A 20,973-nucleotide genomic window follows, 5' to 3' on the forward strand; every position below is an offset into this window, starting at 1 on the left:
ACGCAAGCGGCTCGAAACGCTGATAAAACGGCTGAGCCGGTCGCAACGGGAGGACCAGCAAACCCAAACGCAAAAAAAAGCGCCAGCGTCAGACATGGTTACCCGCGCGTTAAAATCATGCGTGCCGCAGGTCACTCACCTCATCGACAGCTTCAGCTATAGTCGCAGCATGAGCCTTCGCCTGATTCTCAGCCTCATATTCCTGCCCGCCGTCATTGCTTCAACGCCGCTGGCGTTGGCGCAAACCAAAGGCAGCGTCGATCTGAAACCGCTGCCCCCGCTGGCCAATCCGAACGACCCGGCCATCGGCGCCAAAGAACTATTCGGCCGCAAGGTGCTGCCGACGAAATCGCCGGTGCGCGTGGTCGGCTTCTACGCCAAGGGCTGCATCGCAGGCGCCGAAGCGCTGCCGATCAACGGGCCGACCTGGCAGGTGATGCGGCTATCGCGCAATCGCAACTGGGCGCATCCGCAACTGGTCGAGCTGCTGGAGCGGCTATCGGTCAAGGCTAACAAGAACGCCGGCTGGCCAGGCATCCTGGTCGGCGACATGTCGCAGCCGCGCGGCGGCCCGATGATCACAGGCCATGCCAGCCATCAGGTCGGGCTTGATGCCGATATCTGGCTGACGCCGATGCCGAACCGCCAGCTCTCGCGCAACGAGCGTGAGGAGATGTCGGCGGTGATGATGGTGCGGCACGACCGGCTCGACATCGATCCGACCACCTGGACGCCGTCCCATCTGCCGGTGATCCGCGCCGCGGCGGTGGAGCCCAGCGTGGAACGCATCTTCGTCAACGCCGCCATCAAGAAGGCGCTGTGCCGCGAAGCCAAGGGCGACCGCAGCTGGCTGTCGAAGGTGCGGCCGATGTACGGCCATGATTATCACTTCCATGTCCGCATCAAATGCCCGGTCGGCAGTGCCGAATGCGAATCCCAGCCACCGCCGACTGATTCCGAGGGCTGCAGCGCCGGCGATCTGGCTTACTGGTTCAGCGATGCCGTGCTGCATCCAAAACCGCCGCCGGTTCCGCCCAAGCCGAAGCCACCGATGACGCTCGCAGAAATGCCGGCTGCGTGCCGACAGGTTCTGACGGCACCGTGATCGGCCGATTGGCTATCGCATTGTCGTGAAACCGGGTTAGAACATGCCATCGTTGTGCCGTAAGCCGACGATCAACAACGGGCGCCCCTCCCGAACTCCTTCCAGATCAGCCGCGGCTGTCAGCTGCCCGGCCCAATCGGCGAGATCCAACATGCGCATCAGTGCACGCAACCAGATCAAGGGTACTGTCCTCGAAGTCACCAAGGGCGCGACCACGTCGCATGTCCGCGTCGACATCGGCGGCGGCCAGGTCGTGACCTCGTCAATCACCAACGAAGCCGTTGACGATCTGGCGCTCAAGGCCGGCGGCAAATGCATCGTCGTGGTGAAAGCCTCCGACGTCATGATCGCGGTTCGGCGCCTGCATGGGCTGCCGAGCCAGGCGGCTGTGACAAATTCAAGTGGCCGATCGACAAGGAGCGCGCTGCACAGACGGCGCAGGATCGCCTCAAGATTGCCTCTGGCGCCGACCTCGCAATTCCCGCCGCAGCGATCCTTGATTTGAAGACACCCGCTGAGGCGAAGCTGCCGACGTCCCCAGAGCGAAGGCCGAAAGACGGCACATTTGCAGGCTTTGCGCGCTTCCAGAAGGCGCCAAAGGCTGGCACATACACCATCAGCCTGTCGTCGGCGGCGTGGGTCGACGTGGTGCAGGATGGTGAGATCCTGAAGCCGATGGAGTTCAGCGGCGCGACCGACTGCACCGGCATCCGCAAGACCATAAAGTACGATTGCTGCAGGTCCGTTCGTGATCCAGGTCAGCGGCGTGACTGAAAACACCATCAGCCTGGCCGTGCTGCCGTCCGAGTGACGGCAGCCTTAGAGGCCTCCGCGCCCAAGGGCCTTTACCCCCTTGGCCAGCCTGATATTATTCCCCAGCGATATCCCCTGCGGACCGTAAGTCCTCGGGATTGCCGGAACGGCGCTTCCGCCTGTCGCATGTCCCACCCAACCAACGCCTGAGTTGCGCGCACTTTGCGCTGCGCTCACGCATGGAGCGCCACATGAACCGTTTTGCCGGACTTTTCGCTGCGTTCTCGATCCTGCTCGGATCGACCTTCACGCCTGCCCATGCGCAGGACAAAACCCTCACCGTGTTCGCCGCAGCGTCGATGAAGAACGCGCTCGACGAGCTCGATGCCGCCTACACTGCCAAGACCGGCGTGAAGATCACCGCCAGCTATGCTGCAAGCTCGGCGCTCGCCAAGCAGATCGAACAGGGCGCGCCGGCCGACGTCTTCGTGTCCGCCGACACCGACTGGATGGACTACGCCATCGGCAAAAAGAACATCAACGTCGCCACGCGCACCGACCTGCTCGGCAACAGCATCGTGCTGATCGCCGCAAAGGACGCCAAGCTCGACAACGTCACCATCGGTCAAGGCTTCGATCTCGCCAAGCTCGCCGGCGACGGCAAGATCGCCACCGGCGATGTGAAGTCGGTCCCGGTCGGCAAATACGCAAAGGCCGCGCTTGAGAAGCTCGGCAGCTGGACCGCCGCCGAGTCGAAATTCGCCATGGCCGAGAGCGTGCGCGCTGCGCTGACGCTGGTCTCACGCGGTGAAGCTCCGCTTGGCATCGTCTATGCGACCGATGCCAAGATCGATCCGGGCGTGAAGATCATTGGCACCTTCCCGTCGGACTCGCATCCTGCGATCATCTATCCGATAGCTGCGACCACCACCGCCAAGAGCGAAGCCGCCGACTACCTGACCTTCCTGAGGTCATCGGCCGCAAAGACGGTTCTCGAGAAGTACGGCTTCACTTTCCTGGTCAAGCCGACGTCCTGACACGTGTCCAACATCTCCCCTGAAGAATGGACGGCGATCCTGCTTTCAGTCAGGGTCGCCGTGATCGCGACATTGATCTCGACGCCGATTGGAATCGGCGTCGCCTGGCTACTCGCTCGGCGTGACTTCTGGGGCAAGCCGATCATCGACGCCATAATCTATCTGCCGCTGGTGCTCCCGCCCGTCGTCACCGGCTATCTGCTGCTGTTGCTGCTCGGCAAGCGCGGCATTCTCGGCGCCTGGCTCGCCGAACATCTCGGCATCGTCTTCGCCTTTCGCTGGACGGGTGCCGCGCTTGCATGCGGCGTGATGTCGTTCCCTCTGCTGGTGCGGCCGATCCGGCTCTCGATTGAGGCGGTTGACCGGCGGCTCGAACAGGCGTCGAGCACGCTCGGCGCATCGCCCTGGAAGGTGTTTGCGACCGTGACCTTGCCGCTGGCGCTGCCCGGCGTCCTGGCCGGCATGGTCCTCGGCTTTGCCAAGGCCATCGGCGAATTCGGCGCCACCATTACTTTCGTCTCAAACATTCCCGGCGAGACCCAGACGATTTCCTCCGCGATCTACTCGTTGATCCAGACGCCCGACGGTGACGCGGCAGCCTCACGTCTGGTGATGATCTCCATCGGCATCGCTGTGCTGGCGCTTATCGCTTCGGAATGGTTCGCGCGCCGCGCGACGCAACGGCTGCACGGAAACTGATCGTGCTGCGCGTTGATGTGTTCAAACAACTCGGCGAATTTTCAGTCGACGTCGCCTTCACCAGCGAAGGCCGCGTGACGGGCCTGTTCGGCTCCTCAGGTGCGGGCAAGACCTCGCTGGTCAGCATGATTGCCGGCCTCGTGCAGCCGGATCGCGGCATCATCGCCGTGGATAGTGACGTGCTCTATGACGGCAGCGCGCGCATCCACGTCCCGCCGCATCGGCGCCGCATCGGCTACGTGTTTCAGGATGCGCGACTGTTTCCGCATCTGAGCGTCGCACAGAACCTCGATTACGGTCGCCGGATGAACCGTCTGACACGCGATCCCGCTGAGGAAACACGCATTACAGAGATGCTTGATATCGGACATCTGCTCGATCGCCGTCCCGGTGGCCTCTCGGGCGGCGAACGCCAGCGCGTGGCGCTGGGACGGGCGCTGCTATCTCAACCGAGGCTGCTACTGCTCGACGAACCGATGGGGGCGCTCGACGAGGAGCGGAAGGCGGAGATCCTTCCCTACCTCAAGCGGCTGCGCGATGCAGGCGATGTGCCGATGGTCTTCGTCAGTCACGATGCCGACGAGATGCGGCAACTGGCGACGCAGGTCGTGATGCTGAGGCGTGGCCGTGTCGCGGCCTTCGGTGGCACCGAGATCCTGCCGCGTATCATCCCGGCAGCCTGAGCCAATCAGGCGCCGGACAGCGTGGTCCAGCCTCGTTTCAGTTTCGCCTTGAGGGCTTGCCTGCGTGTCAACTTCGGCGGCGCGGGATCTTCATCTTCGGGCAGACGCAGACCGACCACGTTGACACGCCCGCCGCCAAGGCTGCGCGCGACGAGATCGATACTGTCGATCGGCAAGGCGGCGCCAACAGTCGGCGCATGATCGAGATGGATATCGAAATAATCCGCCAGCGTCAGCGATGCCTGGGCTGGATCAACGGCGATGCCGTAGATCGCTGCAAGGTCGCCGAGAGTGATTTCACCAGACACCATGAAGTCACCAAGCAGATGCGGGTCCGGTGCTGTACTGGGCGGCATGTCGACAAAGAAGCGATCCAGCGCCTCGGCCTTTTCCGGCGGCGCCAGCAGATAGATGTAATCGCCGGCCGTAACAGGCTCGGCCTCCGCCGGCGTCAGGATGCGCTCATCGCGAATGACCAGCGTCGGCTTCGACCATGACGGAATAAGGTTGCGTTTCAGGTAGAGGCTCTTCGGGCGCACGGCATAGCCGACCAGTTGCTGTTCGAGCTGACCTGGCAAATCGAGTTCGATACGGCGCGGCCCCCTGTCGGTGCGCGGCAGAGCGACATGCAGCTTCCGGGCGGCAAAAGCCAGCGTCCATCCCTGAAACAACAGCGAGATGATCACGACCACGAAAGCGACGTCGAAATACAACGACGCCTTGGGCAGACCAACCAGCATCGGGATCGAGGCAAGGAAGATTGCGACGGCACCGCGCAGACCGACCCACGAAACGAACATCTTTTCGCGCCAGTTGAAGCGGAAGGGCTGCAAACACAGGAAGACCGCGACCGGGCGTGCCACGAACATCAGAACCAGGGCAACGCCGACCGCCGGAATGATGCTGCCCACCAGCCGCTCCGGCGACACCAGAAGACCGAGCATGACGAACATCACGATCTGCGCCAGCCACGTCGCAGCATCGAGGAACGTCACCACGGAATTATGCGCCCGTGTCGGACGATTGCCAATGATGATGCCGGCAAGATAGACCGCCAGAAAGCCCGAGGCGTGAGCGATCTGAGCCAGCCCGAAGATCACCAAAGCCGCGGTGCAGACGAAGGGCGCATGCAGCCCCTGCGGCAACGCCACGCGATTCATGGCCAGGACAACCAACCGGCCACCGACGACGCCGATCAGGGTGCCCAGCACGGCTTCCTGAACAAATTCCATTGCCACGTGACCGGCAGAGGCGTCCCCTAGCGACAGAAGCTTGACCAGCGTCAGGGTCAGAAAGACGGCGAACGGATCGTTCGTTCCGGACTCAACTTCGAGTGTCGCGCCGACCCTTGGTCTGAGGCGCAGGCCTTGCGCGTGGACCAGCAGAAAGACAGCCGCCGCGTCGGTGGAAGCCACCACCGCGCCGGTCAGCAGCGCCTGGGTCCAGTTCAGGTCGAGGGCATATTTGGCGACCGGCGCCGTGATCAACGCCGTCAACAACACGCCAATCGTAGCCAGCACCATCGATGGGGCCAGTACTGCGCGAATGGCCTGAAATCGTGTCTTCAACCCACCGTCGAAGAGGATCAGCGCGAGTGCAACCGAGCCGACCACATAGGTTGTATGGACGTCGTCAAACCGCAGTCCGCCGGGGCCCGCTTCGCCGGCCACCATGCCGATAAACAGGAAGAACAGCAGCAAGGGCGCGCCGAAGCGAAGCGCGAGCAGGCTGGACAGGATGCCGGCCATGACCAGAACTGCGCCGAGAAGGATGGCAATGCTGACGGAATCAAGTGACGCCATGAGGCTCCGAGGCCGGAAATACTTGTAAATCCATGCTTATCGTCGTCATCCCGAGACGCCAAACGTTTTCTGCGTGATACCTATTTGCAGGTATATTTCTCGGGAATTGCTCAAGGCAGAAGCTCCGCTCGATGGCGTCGACGTGGTGCTTGTGTGAATCTCTGCCCATCCGAATCAAATGCGCCGTCCAGCGATGATTCCACACCACACGATACATTCACGAAGACGAGAGCCGCGCGATGCTTGACCTGACCGACACCCACGAATTCGTGCTGGCAACCGCACGATCGTTCGGCGCCGAGGTAACCTCGCCGTGGTTCTATCTGCAGCTCGGACTGATGATGGCCGGTGGTGGCATTGCCTTCGCCATCGGGGCCGCAATCCGCTCACGGGTCGATATGACCTCGCTGGCGATGGGCTGGCCGGCGCCGCTGCGCATGTTCATGCGCATTCTCGTCGGCAGCGCGGCCACCGGCGCCTTTGCCATCCTGATGACCCTCGACCGCGTGATCATGCTGAGCGTGACATGGCCGAGCCGCAGCTATTTGCTGTCGGTGGCCGCGAAGCTTGCACTCGCGTGGCTAGTGATCCGGCTTGTCACCAGCGTGATCCGTAACGAATTCTTGGTCCGGCTGGTGTCGATCTCGGCCTGGTTCGTGGCGGCCCTCAGCATTGTCGGCCAGTTGCAGCCGACCATCACCATGCTGGATGCGAACGGAATCGACCTCGGCGGCCTCCGGCTGACCCCGCTACTCTTGATCAAGCTCGGAGTCTTGCTCGCGGTAGCGCTATGGCTGTCGAATATTGCCAGCAATTTTCTGGAAGGCCGGATCAGGCAGTCCCATGACCTCACGCCCTCGATCCAGGTCCTGCTGATCAAGCTGGTGCGCCTGCTCTTGATGGTGTTCGCCGTCGCTCTCGTCATGGGTGCGGTCGGCATCAACCTCTCGGCGCTCGCCGTGTTCTCCGGTGCAGTCGGTGTCGGTATCGGTTTCGGCCTGCAGAAAATCGTCGCCAATTTCATCAGCGGCGTGATCCTGCTGGCGGACAAATCGGTGAAGCCCGGCGACCTCGTCACCATCGGCGACAGCTCCGGCCGCATCAGTGCGATGAATACGCGTTACATCTCGGTCGCCGCGGGCGACGGCCGCGAGTTCCTGATCCCTAACGAGGACCTCATTACCCAGAAGGTGGTGAACTGGACCTATACGGACAAGGACACGCTGGTGAAGGTCAATTTCAGCGCCAATTACGATGCGGATCCGCGCGTCGTCTGCAAGCTGGCTATCGACGTCGCAACGGCATCGCCACGGGCCAATACGGCCAAGACGCCGAACTGCATCCTCACCGAATTTGCCGAAGCCGGCATGAAATTCTCACTGACCTTCTGGATTGACTCGCCCGACGGCATGGATGCCGTGAAGAGCGAGGTGATGCTGGGACTGTGGGATGCCTTCAAGCGTGAGGGCATCCGCGTGCCCTATCCGGTCCGCGAGCTGAAGATCCGTGGCGGTGCACTACCGGTCGAAACCATTGTCGAAGTCGCATCCGGTCCGGAGTAGTTCCGATGAAGCTACAGGCCGATCTGGTTCCGGCGACGCTGCTGCGGCGCTACAAGCGCTTCCTTGCCGATGTCGAGCTCGCCGATGGCAGCATGATCACCGCCCATGTCGCCAATCCCGGCGCGATGCTCGGCCTGCAGGCGCCGGGCGCGCGGGTCTGGCTGTCGAAGTCGCCGAGCAAGACCCGCAAGCTGCCTTTTTCATGGGAGCTGATCGAAGCCGATTTCGGCAATGGCCCGGAACTGGTCGGCGTCAATACAATGCACCCCAATGCCATTGTCGCGGAGGCCCTCGCCGCCAACGCGATCCCCGAACTCGCCGGCTACGACACCATCCGCCGTGAGGTGAAATACGGCGCTGCGTCGCGGGTGGATTTCCTGCTGGAACACCCGTCACGGTCGCCCTGCTATGTCGAGGTCAAGAACGTCCACATGATGCGCCAGCCGGGATTGGCGGAATTCCCGGATTCCGTCACCGCGCGCGGCGCCCGCCATCTCGACGAACTGGCCGCCATGGTTGCCACAGGCGCCCGGGCCATGATGCTGTTCGTGGTCCAGATCGGCTCGTCCACGGCTTTTGCGCTGGCGCGGGATATCGACCCGGCCTATGGCAGCGCCTTCGACAAAGCCTGCAACGCAGGCGTCGAAGCCGTCGCCTATACCTGCCGGATCGACCACGGCAGCATCGTTCTGGCCGGCCGAGTGCCGATTCAGCCATGAATATGGCCGGCTTGGGGACCGAGCGATGAGGTCCTGGAGGGGCTGCTTTGGCTTGCGCTGACCGCCCCAGCCATTAAATTAGGGCCTCAAATCACGCATTCCCGTCGCATCCTGCCTGGCAAGATCACCTGATGAGCTACGTCGAAGCCTCCGAAACCTCCCAGCGCAAAACCGGCCAGATCAAGCTGCACGGTCCCGCCGCTTTTGCTGGCATGCGCAAGGCCGGCGCGCTGGTGTCGCTGTGCCTGGACGAGCTGACCGATCTGGTGAAGCCGGGTGTGCTGACTTCGGCGATCGACGATTTCGTGCGGGAATTCGCCTTCAGCCATGGCGCCTTTCCGGCCACGCTGATGTATCGCGGCTATCGCTATTCGACCTGCACGTCGATCAATCACGTGGTCTGCCACGGTATGCCCGGCGACCGCGCGCTGAAGGAAGGCGACATCGTCAATGTCGACGTCACCTTCATCGTCGAGGGCTGGTATGGCGATTCCAGCCGCATGTATGGCGTCGGCGAACTCGCCCGCAAGGCGGAGCGACTGGTCGAGGTCACCTATGAATCGCTGATGCGCGGCATCGCCGTGGTCAAGCCGGGCAATACCACCGGCGACATCGGCCATGCGATCCAGAGCTTCGTCGAACCGCAGCAGATGAGTGTGGTGCGCGACTTCTGCGGCCATGGCCTCGGCCGCATGTTCCATGACGAGCCGAACATCATCCATGTCGGCCGCCCCGGCGAAGGCGTGACCTTGCGCCCCGGCATGTTCTTCACCATCGAGCCGATGATCAATCTCGGCAAGCCACATGTGAAGGTTCTGTCCGACGGCTGGACCGCCGTGACCCGCGACCGGTCGCTGTCGGCGCAGTTCGAGCACACCGTCGGCGTGACGGCGACCGGCGTCGAGATTTTCACGCTGTCCAAGCGGCATAACGAACAGCCGCCGACGCCCGCCGCCTAAACTTCAAATCGCCACACGACATCGAACACTTTCTAGTTGCAAATGCAGCCGGGCACGGCATGCTCGCGGATAATGTCCATGCGAGCGTTTGCGCCACATGCCCGTTAGCCCCATCGATCCGACTGTGCCGCCGGGTCTTGCCGAAGCGCCACATTATCATGGCCACCGAGAGCGACTGCGGGAGCGCTTTCGGAGCGTCGGCGCCGATGCGCTGAGCGACTACGAGCTGCTGGAAATGGTGCTGTTCCGTGCGCTGCCGCGCCGGGATGTGAAGCCACTGGCGAAATCGCTGATCACGAAATTCGGCTCCTTCGCCGAGACCGTGCATGCCCCGGACATGCGGCTGCGCGAGGTCGACGGCCTCGGCGAAGCCGCCATCACCGAGATCAAGCTGATCGCCGCTGCCACCAGCCGCGTCGCCAGGGGGCAATTGAAACAGCGCACCGCGTTGTCGTCATGGGCCACGGTGATCGACTATTGCCGCACGGCCATGGCCTTTGCCGACAAGGAACAATTCCGCATCCTGTTCCTCGACAAGCGCAACCAGTTGATCTCGGACGAGGTGCAGCAGGTCGGCACCGTCGATCACACACCGGTCTATCCGCGTGAGGTGGTGAAGCGTGCCCTCGAACTATCCGCGACAGCGATCATCATGGTGCACAATCATCCTTCCGGCGACCCGACACCGTCGCAGGCCGATGTGCAGATGACCAAGGCGGTGATCGATGTTGCCGCACCGCTCGGCATCGCGGTGCATGATCACATCATCGTCGGCAAACACGGCCATGCCAGCCTTAAGGGGCTGAAGCTGATCTAAGGCCAATCAGAACACTTAGTTCTTGGTGGTTTTGACGTATTCTTCTGCTGCTCGAATACCACTCTTTGCCTTGAGTGTTAAAGCAGTTGTCCGCGGCTTCCATTCGGACACCAGTTTTTCTGCGTTCTTGAGTTCTTGTTCGGACAACAGTGCAGCCATCTCATTCACATTTTTCGCGGGCGCCAGCTTCGAGAGTTTGAAATACGCATACGACAAAGACAGATCCTTTGGCGTTCCTTTTCCGGCAGAATACAAACGGGACAAACCAAAGAGTGCACCGGGATATCCCTGATCGCCCGCCCTCTTCCACCACTTGAGCGCTTCTTCTGAATTTCCTCGCTTGTCATACAGATTAGCGACATCGTGCTGCGCAAGCGCGTAGCCGGCTTCGGCAGAAACAAGCTTGTATTTCAAAGCTTGATCCGAGTCAGGCTCCACGATGCCTGCGCCTTGCCCGTCATAGTAACAACCAAGCTTATAGGCTCCCAACGGGTCGTTCGACGCAGCCGATTTTTGAAACCACCCAAAGGCCTGCCTACGGTCCTGTTGTGTGCCGATGCCATTATTGTACATCATGCCCACATGATATTGCGCCTCTGCATCTCCCTTGTTCGCCAATGCGACCATTGCATTAAAGGTGCCTGCGTCATTTGCGTTGGCAGGCATTGAGAAAAATAAAAGGCACGAAAAAGCCAAGGCGAAAAATTTCATCTCACCCTCCAATCGGGTTTGAACCATTTCATCTTGGTCATTCACAACGGAAATAGGTTCGAACCCGACTGAGATTTCGAACTCAGCGAATTTGGCAGACAGGCCGGTCACGCAGTGCAATATCAAACAGTCTTCTACTGTCGCTCCACAGAGTTTCGGGAGGAACAGTCTTACGCCTGGCTGGCAGCGATCCGCTGAAGATAACGACTTCCGGAATCCGCTGCCCCAGCCGCAGTGGTACGCGTCCTTCACCAGAGCGATAAATTTACTGTCGCAGCAGGATGAGCGGATCAGCACTATCCGGCACACGGCGCCACTGCGCGTTGTCGTCAGCCTCGAAATGCCAGGTCTCGCCCGATGCTGACATCATCAGCAATTCGCCGCGTTCGAGGCGCCACTGTTTGGGATTGAAATTCGCCACCAGGGGTTCACAGCGCGGCTTCAGGAACACGGCGAAATTATCCTGGGTCGTCTCGGTATTGGTCAGCGTCAAACCGCAGACCACGCGGCCGCTGCCGCGCACCATCGACCAGTCGCCAATCATCTGGTCCATCGACTTGGTCAGCGAGCGGGCTGCCGCCAGATTTTGCAGAATATAGACGCCCTCACCCGTACGAATGCCCTCGAAAATGCCGCTCTCGACTTCGGTGAAATCGATCACCGCTTCGCCTGTGGGATTCTGCAGCCGGACGATATCGAGCCCCTTGATGTTCCAGGCTGCGATGTCCTTGGTGAAGGGCAATGCCTTCGCGCAATCCGGTTCGAGTTCGAGCTTCAGCCCCTGTGGTGACGTGTCGTTCTTCAGCGTCACCACGCAGGTCTTGCTGCGTTCGGTGGTGGAGAGCTCCCACTGCCCGATCATGTTTTTTCGAAGGGTGGCAGCGTCCTGCGCTCGCGCCGGTGCGCCGACGAGCAGCGCGCCGGCAACTACCAGCGCAAAGTATCGACAGCGCCCCGACGCGAGTCTCACGATCAGCGTCCCTTTATCGGCGTTTCCGCAATCGGTGTCGTCGGCGCCTTGCCGGCAAACCAGAGCTTGAGGTTGTCGACCACCAGCTGATCCATCGCGTTGCGCGTCACCACCGACGCCGAGCCGACATGCGGCAGCAGCACGACGTTCTGCATCGACTTCAGCTCGTCCGGCACCTTGGGCTCTTGCGCAAACACGTCGAGGCCAGCGGCCAGAATGGTGCCCGATTTGAGGGCCGCAATCAGTGCAGGCTCGTCGATCACCGAACCGCGCGCGATATTGATGATGATGCCGCGCGGACCGAGCGCCTGCATGACTTCCGCGTTGACGAGATTGGCCGTCGACGGTCCGCCCGGCGTAATGACGATCAGCGTATCCACCGCCTTCGCCATCTCGATCAGGTTCGGATGATGCTTGTGCGAGACGCCAGCGGCGGGGTTGCGCGAGTGATAGACCACCGGTACCAGCGAGGCGTCGAGACGGCGCGCGATGGCCTGACCGATGCGGCCCATGCCCACCATGCCGACCTTGCGGTCGCGCAGCGAGCCGACCGTGAGCGGATAGGGCTGTGTCAGCCACAGGCCCGAACGGACATATTTATCCGCCTTGATGAATTCGCGGGCAGTGGCGATGAACAGGCCGAGCGCCGTATCGGCGACTTCCTCGGTCAGCACATCCGGCGTGTTGGTAACAAGGATGTTGTTCTCGGCGGCATATTTCGCGTCGATGTGATCGTAGCCGACGCCGAACGAGGAGATGATCTCGACCTTGGGATATTTCGCCAGCACGGCGCTGTTGGTTGGCACCAGGCCAGTTACGGCGATACCGCGGATTTTCTCGGCGACACCCGCCGGCAGCCGTTCGAGATCGTGCTGGGTTTCATATTTATGCAATACGAACTGATCCGAGAAACCGTTATTGATCAGCGGCTTCGTCGGTCCGTAGATCAGCAGGTCGATTTTGTCCGAAGAGATTCCCGTCCCCATTATTTTTCCTTTCGCAGTGCACTCTCATGCCAGCGCCGCAACACAATGTGGGATACCAGCGCGAGCAGCATATAAATCACAATCCCCGCAACGGACAGCAACAATAACGCGGCGAACATTCGGGGAATATTGAGGCGATAGCTGGATTCCGAAATGCGATAGGCGAGGCCTGAACCAGCGCCCGCCGCACCTGCGGCGATTTCCGCCGCCACCGCGCCGATCAGCGACAATCCGCCCGCAATGCGCAATCCGCCAAGTATGAATGGCAATGCCGCCGGAAGCTTCAGATAGCGCAGCACCTGCCAACGCGATGCGCGATAGAGCTGAAACAGACCGGCCAGATTGCGATCCACCGAATTGAGACCGAGCGTCGTATTGGCCAGCACCGGGAAGAACGCCACGATCCAGGCACAGACAACTACGGCCGTCTGCTGCGGCAGATAGATCAGCATCAACGGCGCGATGGCGATGACAGGCGTTACCTGCAGCACGATGGCATAGGGCAACAGCGAATATTCTAGCCATTTGGACTGGTTGAACAACAGCGCCAACGCGATGCCGCCGACAGCTGCGGCAATGAAACCTTCGAGCGCGGTCAGAAGCGTCACGCCGAGGGATTCAGACAGGATCGACCAATCGGCGATCAGCGTCTGAAAGACGAGCACGGGACCGGGCAGCAGATAGGGCGGGATTTCGCCGATCCGAACGACGAGATCCCACAAAACGATTCCGGCGACAAACACGACCACCGGCCAGACGATGCGCTGCCATTGCGTATCGCTGCCCGGCACGACCGAACCGCGATCGACTGTGGGCAGTGGCTCCAGCCCTTTCATGCCCGCGCCTTTGTCGCGTTGAATGCCGCGTCACTGGCCGCCATCAGTGCTTGCGAAACATCGCGGCAATAGCCGGCATAAGCCATCGAGGTGCGGAACGCGTCGTCGCGCGGTTCGGCGGATTCGATACGGCATTCGGTGCTGACGCGACCAGGCCGCGAGGTCATCACCACAACGCGCTGCGACAGATAAACCGACTCGAACACCGAATGGGTGACGAAGATGACGGTCTTGCCGAGTTCGCGCCACAACGCCAGCAGGTCGTTGTTGAGCCGGAAGCGCGTGATCTCGTCGAGCGCCGCAAAGGGCTCGTCCATCAGCAGGATATCCGGCTCGGTCACCAGCGCGCGGGCCAGCGACGCCCGCATCTTCATGCCACCCGATAATTCACGCGGATAGGCGTCAGCGAAGTCCGCGAGACCGACCTGTGCGAGCACCTCGTTCACGCGCGCGCTCGATTGAGCATCCGGCATATACGCCAGCTTCAGAGGCAGCCGTACATTCTCCCGAATCGTGCTCCACGGCATCAGTGTCGGCTCCTGGAACACGAAACCGATGGCGTGACCGCTGCTGTGTGCGGCCACATCCAAAGTGCCCGCTGACGGCGCGATCAGACCGGCAATCAGGCGCAGTGCGGTGGATTTGCCGCAGCCGGACGAGCCCAACAGCGAGACGAATTCGCCCTTGCGGATATCGAGATCAAGCGGCCCCAGCGCCACGGTGCCGTTGTCATAGACCTTCGCGACGCCGCGCAGGCGGACGGCGGTGGGGGCATCGCTCGACGACAAGGCAGGTTCGACCATCTGCCGGGCTACTTCTTCGGCCGGAGATCGAGACCGACACCCTTGTTGATGAACTGTAGCGTATAGGCCTTGCGATAGTCGATGTCGCGCTTGACCACGCCTGCGCGTGACATCTTGTCGAAGAAGCTGGCAACACGCGCTTCGCTCATGGCGCCGATACCGTCTTTGAGCGTATCACCTGAGTCGACGATGCCGTATTCCTTCATCTTGGCGATGGAATAGGCCAGCAGGTCATCGGTCATTTCCGGGTTGAGCTTCTTGATGACCTCATTGGTGGCTTTGTTGTCGCCATAGAGATAGTTGTACCAGCCAATCATCGAGGCATCGACGAAACGCTGGACAAGGTCCGGCTTCTTATCGACCCATTCGCGGCGCGTTTCGATCAAGGTCGAATAGCCATCGAAACCGTAATCCGCGAGCAGCATCACGGTTGGCTTGAAATTGGCTTGCTTCTCGACCACGAACGGCTCGGACGTAACATAGCCCTGCATCGCACTGTTCTTGTCGACGATGAAAGGCTGCGCATTATAGGTGTAAGGCTTGACCTTGGACGCGCTGAAGCCAAGCTCGGATCGCATCCATTGGAAATAGCCGGCGACGCCCTCCTTCGAGATCAGCAGCGTCATCGGCTTGAGATCTTCGAGCTTGGTCACCTTGGGATTGGGATGCGCCAGAAAGACCTGCGGGTCCTTCTGGAAGATTGCCGCGACAGCGACCACCGGCACATTATTGGCGACGGCATCGAAGGATTGCAGCGTGTTGGCGCTCATGAAGAAGTCGAGCTTGCCCGAGATCAACAGGATGCGATTGTTCACGTTCGGCCCGCCCGGCACGATGGTGACGTCGAGCCCGTAATTCTTGTAGGTGCCGTCCGCGACCGCCTGGAAGAAACCGCCATGCTCGGCCTCGGCCACCCAGTTGGTTCCGAAACTGACCTTGTCGAGCCTGGTTTCCGCTGTAGCGGGCGACCGCGCGGCCATCACGGCCAGTGCGGCAATGGTTAACGCGCGCAGCAGGGATATCGGGCTCATATTGGACTCCGTCGACCGTTATGGCCCATGATAGGAAGCAATCTGCTGCGAGACTACCCTGCAAAATTGACCAAAGAAACGCACCTCGATGACTGCCAACATGCCGCCCCGCGACTGGACTGCCATTCACTGGCCCGACATCGCCAAGAGCGATCCGGCCTCCTGGATTGCAGTGCTGCCATTGGCCGCGACCGAGCAGCACGGACCGCATCTGCCCCTCGGCACCGACGTCATGATTGCGGAGGCTTATCTTGCAGAGGTCCAGCGCCTGCTGCCTGCCGATATTCCGGCGACATTTCTGCCGCTTCAACCTGTGGGGATCTCGACCGAGCACCTCGCCTTTCCCGGCACGCTGACCCTGCCGACCGAGATCGCATTGCAGACCTGGACAGCGATCGGCGAGAGCGTCACGCGCGCTGGTGTTCAGAAACTCGTGATCGTCACCAGTCACGGCGGCAACAGCGCAGCGATGACGCTCGCGGCGCAGGACTTGCGCGCCGAATACGGCATGCTGGTCGCCACCACCGGATGGAATCGGTTCGGTGCGCCGGATGGCCTGTTCACCGACGAAGAATTGCGTCACGGGATTCATGGCGGCGCCGTGGAAACATCGATCATGCTGGCGCGCTATCCGCAGCATGTGCGCAACGACAAGATCGCAAATTTCGCGTCGTCAGCGATCGCGATGGAGAAGACCTATCGCTGGCTGTCGGCGAGCCGACCCGCGCCATTCGCGTGGCAGGCCGAAGACCTCCATCCCAGCGGCGCTATTGGCGACGCCACGCAGGCATCAGCCGACAAGGGCGAGAAACTGCTGACACACGGCGCAAAAGCATTCTGCGAATTGCTCGCGGACATGCATCGCTTCGACGTGACAGCGTTTGATCGCGAACCGGATTCTGGCGCGTGAGATGTGGTTAACCGCGGATTGCGCGCTTCACGCGACGACATATTCCGCGCGGATGACGACACGATTCTGAAACCAAAAGAATTTGCCTGAAACCAAATAGTTCGACCGGGCCTCGAACCTGATCCGTTTGGGCTCCGACTGATTGGCATGCAGGCCACGATGGCTGCACTTCAACAGGATGGAGTTATCCCATGTCGATCAAGTCCAAGATTGCTGCTTTCGCTCTCGTTGCTCTCACCGCTGCCGGCACCATGGCATCGTCCCAGCAGGCTCAGGCCAAGGGCCCGGGTATCGGCTTCGGCATCGCTGCCGGTGTAGTCGGCGCCGCGGTCGTCGGTAGCGCCATCGCCGCCAACAACGGCTACTACGGTTACGGATATCGCTGCGGCTGGGTCCGCCAGTATGACGGCTACGGCAACTATGTCGGCCGCGTCCGGACCTGCAACTACTAATCTCTTGATCGACTGACGTGGATTTGCGTCCGACACGGGCGCCTCATCCACCCCGTGTCGCACCAGACCCGCTCGGTTGTCCCCCCGAGCGGGTCATTTTTTTGCGCTCGCCAAATGCCTTTCGAGCCGTGCCGGCCAGCTGCTGTTATCCAACCGTCATGATCGGCTGCCACTGAAACATGCTTCTCCAGTTGCTTCTTGCTATTGCGAATTAGTTGCAATTATAGTCCGAGAATCGACGGGTTGCTCGTTCTGTTTCGTTTTGTCTCATGACGACCTTCGACACACCCCCACTGTTATGGGCGAATCGACTATTTTTGTGGAATATCAAACGGTTCGTCGCATGATCGGCGGCGACCTAAAGCGAGAAATGACGGCCGCATGAAGTACCCCGACCGATCGCGAGTATTGTCGTGAAGCGCGTTTTGGCCGGTTTTGCGCTGGGCGCATTGGCGTTCGATGGCTCTGCGATAGCGGCCGATATTCCGCCCGGCTTGGCGCTGAAAGCGCCCCGCCTGGTTTACGACTGGACCGGGTTTTATCTCGGCGGTCACATCGGCTATGGCGGCGGCAGCTTTGGTCCCGGCAGCAATGCGCTGCCCGCGCAGGGCGTTTTCCTGCCGCCTTCGCCGACTGGCCTGATCGGTGGCTACCAGATCGGCTACAACAGGCAGCTCAGCAACAACGTCGTGCTGGGCTTCGAGGCCGACGCCACGTTCAGCAGTCCGCAGGACGCAGCGCGGTTGATGCCGGCGCCTTTCCATACGACCTTCGACTATTTTGCAACCGCACGCGGCCGCATCGGCTACGCCTTCGGCGCGCTGATGCCTTACGTCACCGGCGGCGTGGCGTGGGGACGCACCAAACTCAATCTCAACGATGCCGACGGCGATCTCATCGCCTCCGCGAGTCGCGATCATTTCGGCTGGACCGCGGGCGCAGGCGTCGAATTTGCCGTTGGCGGCAACTGGACCGCGAAGGCCGAATACGCCTATCTCGATTTGATGCGGCAGACCTATGACCTCGGCAATGCCGGACTGCCGAATGTGAGCGTTGATCCGAATATTCACACCGTCAAAGTCGGCTTGAATTATCGGCTGTGGGACACGCCGCCATGGTTGCCGTCAGCTCCCATCACCGGCAAGACTGTGCTGCCGGAATCGACAGACTGGAACGTTCACGCCCAGACCACTTTCATCGCATCCGCCTATCCGCGGATTCGCTCGCCCTATGAAGGCACCAACAGCCTTCCTGGCGGCGGCCAAGGGCGCGAGACCTTTACGACGACGGCGTTCCTCGGCTGGCGACTGTGGCAGGGCGGTGAGCTCTATCTCAATCCCGAGCTGGCGCAGGGCTTCGGTCTCAACTCCACGCTCGGCCTCGCCGGCTTCCCCAATGGCGAGGCGCAAAAGGGCGGCGCGCCGTTTCCGCGCTTTCGGATGCAGCGCTATTACTTCCGCCAGACGCTTGGCCTCGGCGGCGAGCAGGAAGACGTCCCCGACGCCGCCAATCAATTGGCAGGCAAGCGCGATATCGACCGCATCACGCTCACGGTCGGACGCTTCGCGGTGGGTGATTTCTTCGATGGCAATTCCTACGCCAAGGATCCGCGCGCCGACTTCATGAACTGGGCAATGTGGTCATCGGCCGCTTACGACTTTCCAGCCGACCTGCCGGGCTTCACCCGCGGCGCCATCGTTGAACTGAACCGCAAGGACTGGGCGATCCGAGCCGGCCTGTTTCAGGTGCCGGCGCAGCCTAACAACGACGTCCTAACGTTCAAGACTGGCGGCGCGGTCGTCGAATTCGAGGAGCGTCACCAGATCTTCGACCAGCCCGGCAAGTTGCGCGTCGGTGCCTTCATCAATCGCGGCAATACCGGCAGCTATCGCGGCGCGCTGGCGATCGAGGCCAATGATCCCACGCTGGATATCAACGACGTGATGTCCTCGATCCGCCGCGCCAGCGATAAATACGGCTTCTACGTCAACGGTGAGCAGCAGGTTGCCACTGACGTCGGCATCTTCGGCCGCGTCAGCTGGAACGATGGCCAGAACGAGATCCTGTCCTTCACCGATATCGACCGCAGCGTCTCTGCCGGCGTCTCGATCAAGGGTAGCCATTGGGGCCGCGCCAATGACACGATCGGCCTTGGCGGCGCGATCAACGGCCTGTCCGCTGCGCATCGCGACTTCCTCGCCGCTGGCGGCAACGGATTGCTGATCGGCGACGGACGGCTGAATTACGGCACCGAGCGCATTCTCGAAACCTATTACGCCTATGCCATCGACAAGAACTTCACCCTCACGGCCGACTACCAGCTGATTGCGAACCCTGCCTACAACAAGGATCGCGGACCGGTCTCGATCTTCTCTGGCCGATTGCACGGCGAGTTCTGACCACACATCCTGCGCCGTTTGTAGCCCGGATGAGTGCAGCGATATCCGGGCTACGAGATCTAGGCCGAACGTTCCAGGGCCGCCGGCAGGAACGAGCTTGCTTGCGCCATCTCCCATGCATCGCGAAAACGCTTGTCGCCGGTGCCATCGACCAGCTCATTGTGGCGCAGCGCCGGATACATCCGCGTGAAGGACAGGACGTCGGTACTGGAGGCGCGGTGCGAGAAATGGATCGGGCGAATATCCTGCGGATGAGCGAGCCCGGCTGCCGCGATCAGCTCAGCCAGCGCATGCAACGTCGCCTCGTGATAGTTGTAAACGCGATCGGTCTTCTGCGGCACGGCGAGCGCGCGATTGCGCGTGGGGTCCTGCGTCGTGACTCCTGTGGGACAACGATCGGTGTGGCAGCTCAGTGACTGGATGCAGCCCAGTGCGAACATGAAGCCCCGCGCCGAATTGCACCAGTCGGCGCCGAGCGCCATCGCGCGGGCGATATCGAAGGCCGTCGCGATCTTGCCGGAGGCGCCAATCTTGATGCGGTCACGCGCGCCGATGCCGATCAGCGCATTGTGCACGAAGTTGACGCCCTCGCGCATCGGCATGCCCAGATGATCCATGAACTCCAGCGGCGCCGCGCCCGTGCCGCCTTCATTGCCATCGACCACAATGAAATCCGGATAGATGCCGGTCTGCAGCATCGCCTTGCAGATCGCGAGGAATTCCCAGGGATGGCCGATGCACAGCTTGAAGCCGGCGGGCTTGCCGCCGGACAGACGGCGCATCTTGTCGATGAATTCCATCATCTCGATCGGCGTTGAAAACGCCTTGTGATAGGCCGGCGAGATGCAGTCCTCGCCCATGGCGACGCCGCGGATGCGCGAGATCTCTTCCGACACTTTTGCCGCCGGCAACACGCCACCATGGCCGGGCTTTGCGCCCTGGCTGATCTTAAGCTCGACCATCTTGATCTGATCGTTGACGGCAAGCTTCGCGAAGGCGTCGGGATCGAAGTTGCCATCACGCGTGCGGCAACCAAAATAGCCGGAGCCAACCTCCCAGATCAGGTCGCCGCCGTTCTCTTGATGATACGGACTGACGCCGCCTTCTCCAGTGTCATGCGCGAACTCACCACGCTTGGCGCCGGCATTCAGCGCGCGAATCGCATTGGGGCTGAGTGCACCAAAGCTCATAGCCGAGATGTTCAGTACCGAGGCCGAATAGGGCTTGAGGCAATCCGGGCCGCCGATGGTGATGCGGAACTGCTCAGTCGCATGCGGCCGCGGCGCGACCGAATGGTGCATCCACTCATAACCCTCTTCGTAGACGTTCTTCTGGGTGCCGAAGGGACGCTTGTCGAGCACCATCTTGGCGCGCTGATAGACCACCGCGCGCGTGTCGCGGCTGAACGGCATGCCATCCTTCTCGCTCTCGAAGAAATACTGCCGCATCTCCGGACGGATTTCTTCGAGCAGGAAGCGGATATGCGCCGAGATCGGATAGTTGCGCAGAACCGCATGATCCTTCTGCAGCACGTCGTGAATGCCGAGCATGGTCAGGCCGCCGAAGACGATGACCGGGATGACAACGAGAGGGATGACTTTCGGGTCGTGAATGCCAATGCCGACCAGCAGCAAGGTGGCGACACTGCAGATCGTCAAAACGATGAAGCGCGGCGAGAGGGGAAGCATCAACGTTTCCATAAAAATCCTGCCTGACATGAATGGCGCTAGCGTTACACA

19 protein-coding genes and 2 pseudogenes are annotated in these 20,973 nt (G+C 61.2%); 13 read left to right on the top strand and 8 right to left on the bottom strand.

Features of this window, described 5'->3' with window-relative positions; all coding sequences use genetic code 11:
* Positions 1-169 precede the first annotated feature (169 nt).
* From mepA to modC, 6 genes and pseudogenes are all read left to right on the top strand, one after another.
* A complete protein-coding gene (mepA, locus tag BLW80_RS23045) occupies positions 170-1,105 on the top strand; it encodes a penicillin-insensitive murein endopeptidase (RefSeq protein ID WP_093760098.1) in 936 nt (311 codons plus the stop codon).
* Positions 1,106-1,256: 151 nt separating this feature from the next.
* A pseudogene (locus tag BLW80_RS30840) lies at positions 1,257-1,460 on the top strand (TOBE domain-containing protein); the annotation flags it as partial.
* Positions 1,418-1,916: pseudogene (locus tag BLW80_RS30845) on the top strand (hypothetical protein). The pseudogenes BLW80_RS30840 and BLW80_RS30845, both read left to right, overlap by 43 nt.
* 193 nt (positions 1,917-2,109) lie before the next feature.
* Positions 2,110-2,895: a molybdate ABC transporter substrate-binding protein gene (gene modA, locus BLW80_RS23060; protein ID WP_089263656.1), complete on the top strand. Its 786-nt coding sequence runs from the start codon at positions 2,110-2,112 to the stop codon at positions 2,893-2,895.
* A 3-nt stretch (positions 2,896-2,898) separates the two neighbouring features.
* On the top strand, positions 2,899-3,594 hold the full coding sequence (modB, locus tag BLW80_RS23065) for a molybdate ABC transporter permease subunit (RefSeq protein WP_093759884.1): 696 nt from the start codon (positions 2,899-2,901) through the stop codon (positions 3,592-3,594).
* A gap of 2 nt (positions 3,595-3,596) precedes the next feature.
* Positions 3,597-4,277, top strand: coding sequence for a molybdenum ABC transporter ATP-binding protein (gene modC / locus BLW80_RS23070; protein WP_093760100.1), 681 nt, complete (start codon positions 3,597-3,599; stop codon positions 4,275-4,277).
* Positions 4,278-4,282: 5 nt separating this feature from the next.
* On the opposite strand, the gene BLW80_RS23075 is transcribed toward modC, so the two are convergent.
* Positions 4,283-6,079: a potassium/proton antiporter gene (locus BLW80_RS23075; RefSeq protein WP_093759886.1), complete on the bottom strand. Its 1,797-nt coding sequence runs from the start codon at positions 6,077-6,079 to the stop codon at positions 4,283-4,285.
* 239 nt (positions 6,080-6,318) lie between these two features.
* On the opposite strand from BLW80_RS23075, the gene BLW80_RS23080 reads away from it, so the two are divergent.
* From BLW80_RS23080 to radC, 4 genes are all read left to right on the top strand, one after another.
* Complete coding sequence (locus tag BLW80_RS23080; RefSeq protein ID WP_093759888.1) at positions 6,319-7,641, top strand: mechanosensitive ion channel family protein; 1,323 nt, start codon at positions 6,319-6,321, stop codon at positions 7,639-7,641.
* 5 nt (positions 7,642-7,646) lie between these two features.
* Positions 7,647-8,360 carry a DNA/RNA nuclease SfsA gene (gene sfsA, locus BLW80_RS23085; RefSeq protein WP_093759890.1) on the top strand — a complete coding sequence of 238 codons (714 nt, stop codon included), beginning with the start codon at positions 7,647-7,649 and terminating at the stop codon, positions 8,358-8,360.
* A 131-nt stretch (positions 8,361-8,491) separates the two neighbouring features.
* Entirely contained in the window at positions 8,492-9,319 is an 828-nt protein-coding gene (gene map / locus BLW80_RS23090) for a type I methionyl aminopeptidase (RefSeq protein WP_068733840.1), read from the top strand.
* A gap of 97 nt (positions 9,320-9,416) precedes the next feature.
* Entirely contained in the window at positions 9,417-10,136 is a 720-nt protein-coding gene (gene radC / locus BLW80_RS23095; RefSeq protein ID WP_093759892.1) for a RadC family protein, read from the top strand.
* A 15-nt stretch (positions 10,137-10,151) separates the two neighbouring features.
* Here the strand turns inward: radC and BLW80_RS23100 are convergent, their stop codons facing one another.
* The 6 genes from BLW80_RS23100 to BLW80_RS23125 all read right to left on the bottom strand — a co-directional run bounded on the left by BLW80_RS23100 (position 10,152) and on the right by BLW80_RS23125 (position 15,473).
* Positions 10,152-10,958: a tetratricopeptide repeat protein gene (locus BLW80_RS23100; RefSeq protein ID WP_093759894.1), complete on the bottom strand. Its 807-nt coding sequence runs from the start codon at positions 10,956-10,958 to the stop codon at positions 10,152-10,154.
* Positions 10,959-11,112: 154 nt separating this feature from the next.
* Positions 11,113-11,781 carry an AprI/Inh family metalloprotease inhibitor gene (locus BLW80_RS23105; RefSeq protein ID WP_244528416.1) on the bottom strand — a complete coding sequence of 223 codons (669 nt, stop codon included), beginning with the start codon at positions 11,779-11,781 and terminating at the stop codon, positions 11,113-11,115.
* Between the two features lie 38 nt (positions 11,782-11,819).
* Positions 11,820-12,803, bottom strand: a complete 984-nt coding sequence (locus tag BLW80_RS23110; RefSeq protein ID WP_093759898.1) for a 2-hydroxyacid dehydrogenase — start codon at positions 12,801-12,803, stop codon at positions 11,820-11,822.
* Positions 12,803-13,639 (bottom strand): ABC transporter permease, encoded by an 837-nt coding sequence (locus tag BLW80_RS23115; RefSeq protein WP_093759900.1) that lies wholly within the window; start codon positions 13,637-13,639, stop codon positions 12,803-12,805. Before BLW80_RS23115 ends, BLW80_RS23110 begins: the two co-directional genes overlap by 1 nt.
* Positions 13,636-14,442 (bottom strand): ABC transporter ATP-binding protein, encoded by an 807-nt coding sequence (locus BLW80_RS23120; protein ID WP_093759902.1) that lies wholly within the window; start codon positions 14,440-14,442, stop codon positions 13,636-13,638. The genes BLW80_RS23115 and BLW80_RS23120 overlap by 4 nt, the downstream gene beginning before the upstream one ends.
* An 8-nt stretch (positions 14,443-14,450) precedes the next feature.
* Positions 14,451-15,473 (bottom strand): ABC transporter substrate-binding protein, encoded by a 1,023-nt coding sequence (locus tag BLW80_RS23125; protein WP_093759904.1) that lies wholly within the window; start codon positions 15,471-15,473, stop codon positions 14,451-14,453.
* A gap of 88 nt (positions 15,474-15,561) precedes the next feature.
* Here BLW80_RS23125 and BLW80_RS23130 point away from each other — a divergent pair, with 88 nt between their 5' ends.
* The 3 genes from BLW80_RS23130 (at position 15,562) to BLW80_RS23140 (ending at position 19,234) form a co-directional block, all read left to right on the top strand.
* Positions 15,562-16,383: a creatininase family protein gene (locus tag BLW80_RS23130; RefSeq protein WP_093759906.1), complete on the top strand. Its 822-nt coding sequence runs from the start codon at positions 15,562-15,564 to the stop codon at positions 16,381-16,383.
* Between the two features lie 191 nt (positions 16,384-16,574).
* Complete coding sequence (locus BLW80_RS23135; RefSeq protein ID WP_068733822.1) at positions 16,575-16,835, top strand: hypothetical protein; 261 nt, start codon at positions 16,575-16,577, stop codon at positions 16,833-16,835.
* A gap of 413 nt (positions 16,836-17,248) precedes the next feature.
* A complete protein-coding gene (locus BLW80_RS23140) occupies positions 17,249-19,234 on the top strand; it encodes a carbohydrate porin (protein ID WP_244528396.1) in 1,986 nt (661 codons plus the stop codon).
* Between the two features lie 59 nt (positions 19,235-19,293).
* Here the strand turns inward: BLW80_RS23140 and BLW80_RS23145 are convergent, their stop codons facing one another.
* Positions 19,294-20,934, bottom strand: coding sequence for an FMN-binding glutamate synthase family protein (locus BLW80_RS23145; RefSeq protein WP_093759910.1), 1,641 nt, complete (start codon positions 20,932-20,934; stop codon positions 19,294-19,296).
* Between the last annotated feature and the right edge of the window lie 39 nt (positions 20,935-20,973).

The organism is Tardiphaga sp. OK245 (genome assembly GCF_900108575.1).
Taxonomy (GTDB): Bacteria; Pseudomonadota; Alphaproteobacteria; order Rhizobiales; family Xanthobacteraceae; genus Tardiphaga; species Tardiphaga robiniae.

Bases quoted from the DNA above. Each gene is read 5' to 3' on its own strand.
- mepA (WP_093760098.1), top strand. From the start codon at position 170: ATGAGCCTTCGCCTGATTCTCAGCCTCATATTCCTGCCCGCCGTCATT.
- modA (WP_089263656.1), top strand. From the start codon at position 2,110: ATGAACCGTTTTGCCGGACTTTTCGCTGCGTTCTCGATCCTGCTCGGA.
- BLW80_RS23075 (WP_093759886.1), bottom strand. From the start codon at position 6,079: ATGGCGTCACTTGATTCCGTCAGCATTGCCATCCTTCTCGGCGCAGTT.
- BLW80_RS23080 (WP_093759888.1), top strand. From the start codon at position 6,319: ATGCTTGACCTGACCGACACCCACGAATTCGTGCTGGCAACCGCACGA.
- sfsA (WP_093759890.1), top strand. From the start codon at position 7,647: ATGAAGCTACAGGCCGATCTGGTTCCGGCGACGCTGCTGCGGCGCTAC.
- map (WP_068733840.1), top strand. From the start codon at position 8,492: ATGAGCTACGTCGAAGCCTCCGAAACCTCCCAGCGCAAAACCGGCCAG.
- radC (WP_093759892.1), top strand. From the start codon at position 9,417: ATGCCCGTTAGCCCCATCGATCCGACTGTGCCGCCGGGTCTTGCCGAA.
- BLW80_RS23110 (WP_093759898.1), bottom strand. From the start codon at position 12,803: ATGGGGACGGGAATCTCTTCGGACAAAATCGACCTGCTGATCTACGGA.
- BLW80_RS23115 (WP_093759900.1), bottom strand. From the start codon at position 13,639: ATGAAAGGGCTGGAGCCACTGCCCACAGTCGATCGCGGTTCGGTCGTG.
- BLW80_RS23120 (WP_093759902.1), bottom strand. From the start codon at position 14,442: ATGGTCGAACCTGCCTTGTCGTCGAGCGATGCCCCCACCGCCGTCCGC.
- BLW80_RS23125 (WP_093759904.1), bottom strand. From the start codon at position 15,473: ATGAGCCCGATATCCCTGCTGCGCGCGTTAACCATTGCCGCACTGGCC.
- BLW80_RS23130 (WP_093759906.1), top strand. From the start codon at position 15,562: ATGACTGCCAACATGCCGCCCCGCGACTGGACTGCCATTCACTGGCCC.
- BLW80_RS23135 (WP_068733822.1), top strand. From the start codon at position 16,575: ATGTCGATCAAGTCCAAGATTGCTGCTTTCGCTCTCGTTGCTCTCACC.
- BLW80_RS23145 (WP_093759910.1), bottom strand. From the start codon at position 20,934: ATGGAAACGTTGATGCTTCCCCTCTCGCCGCGCTTCATCGTTTTGACG.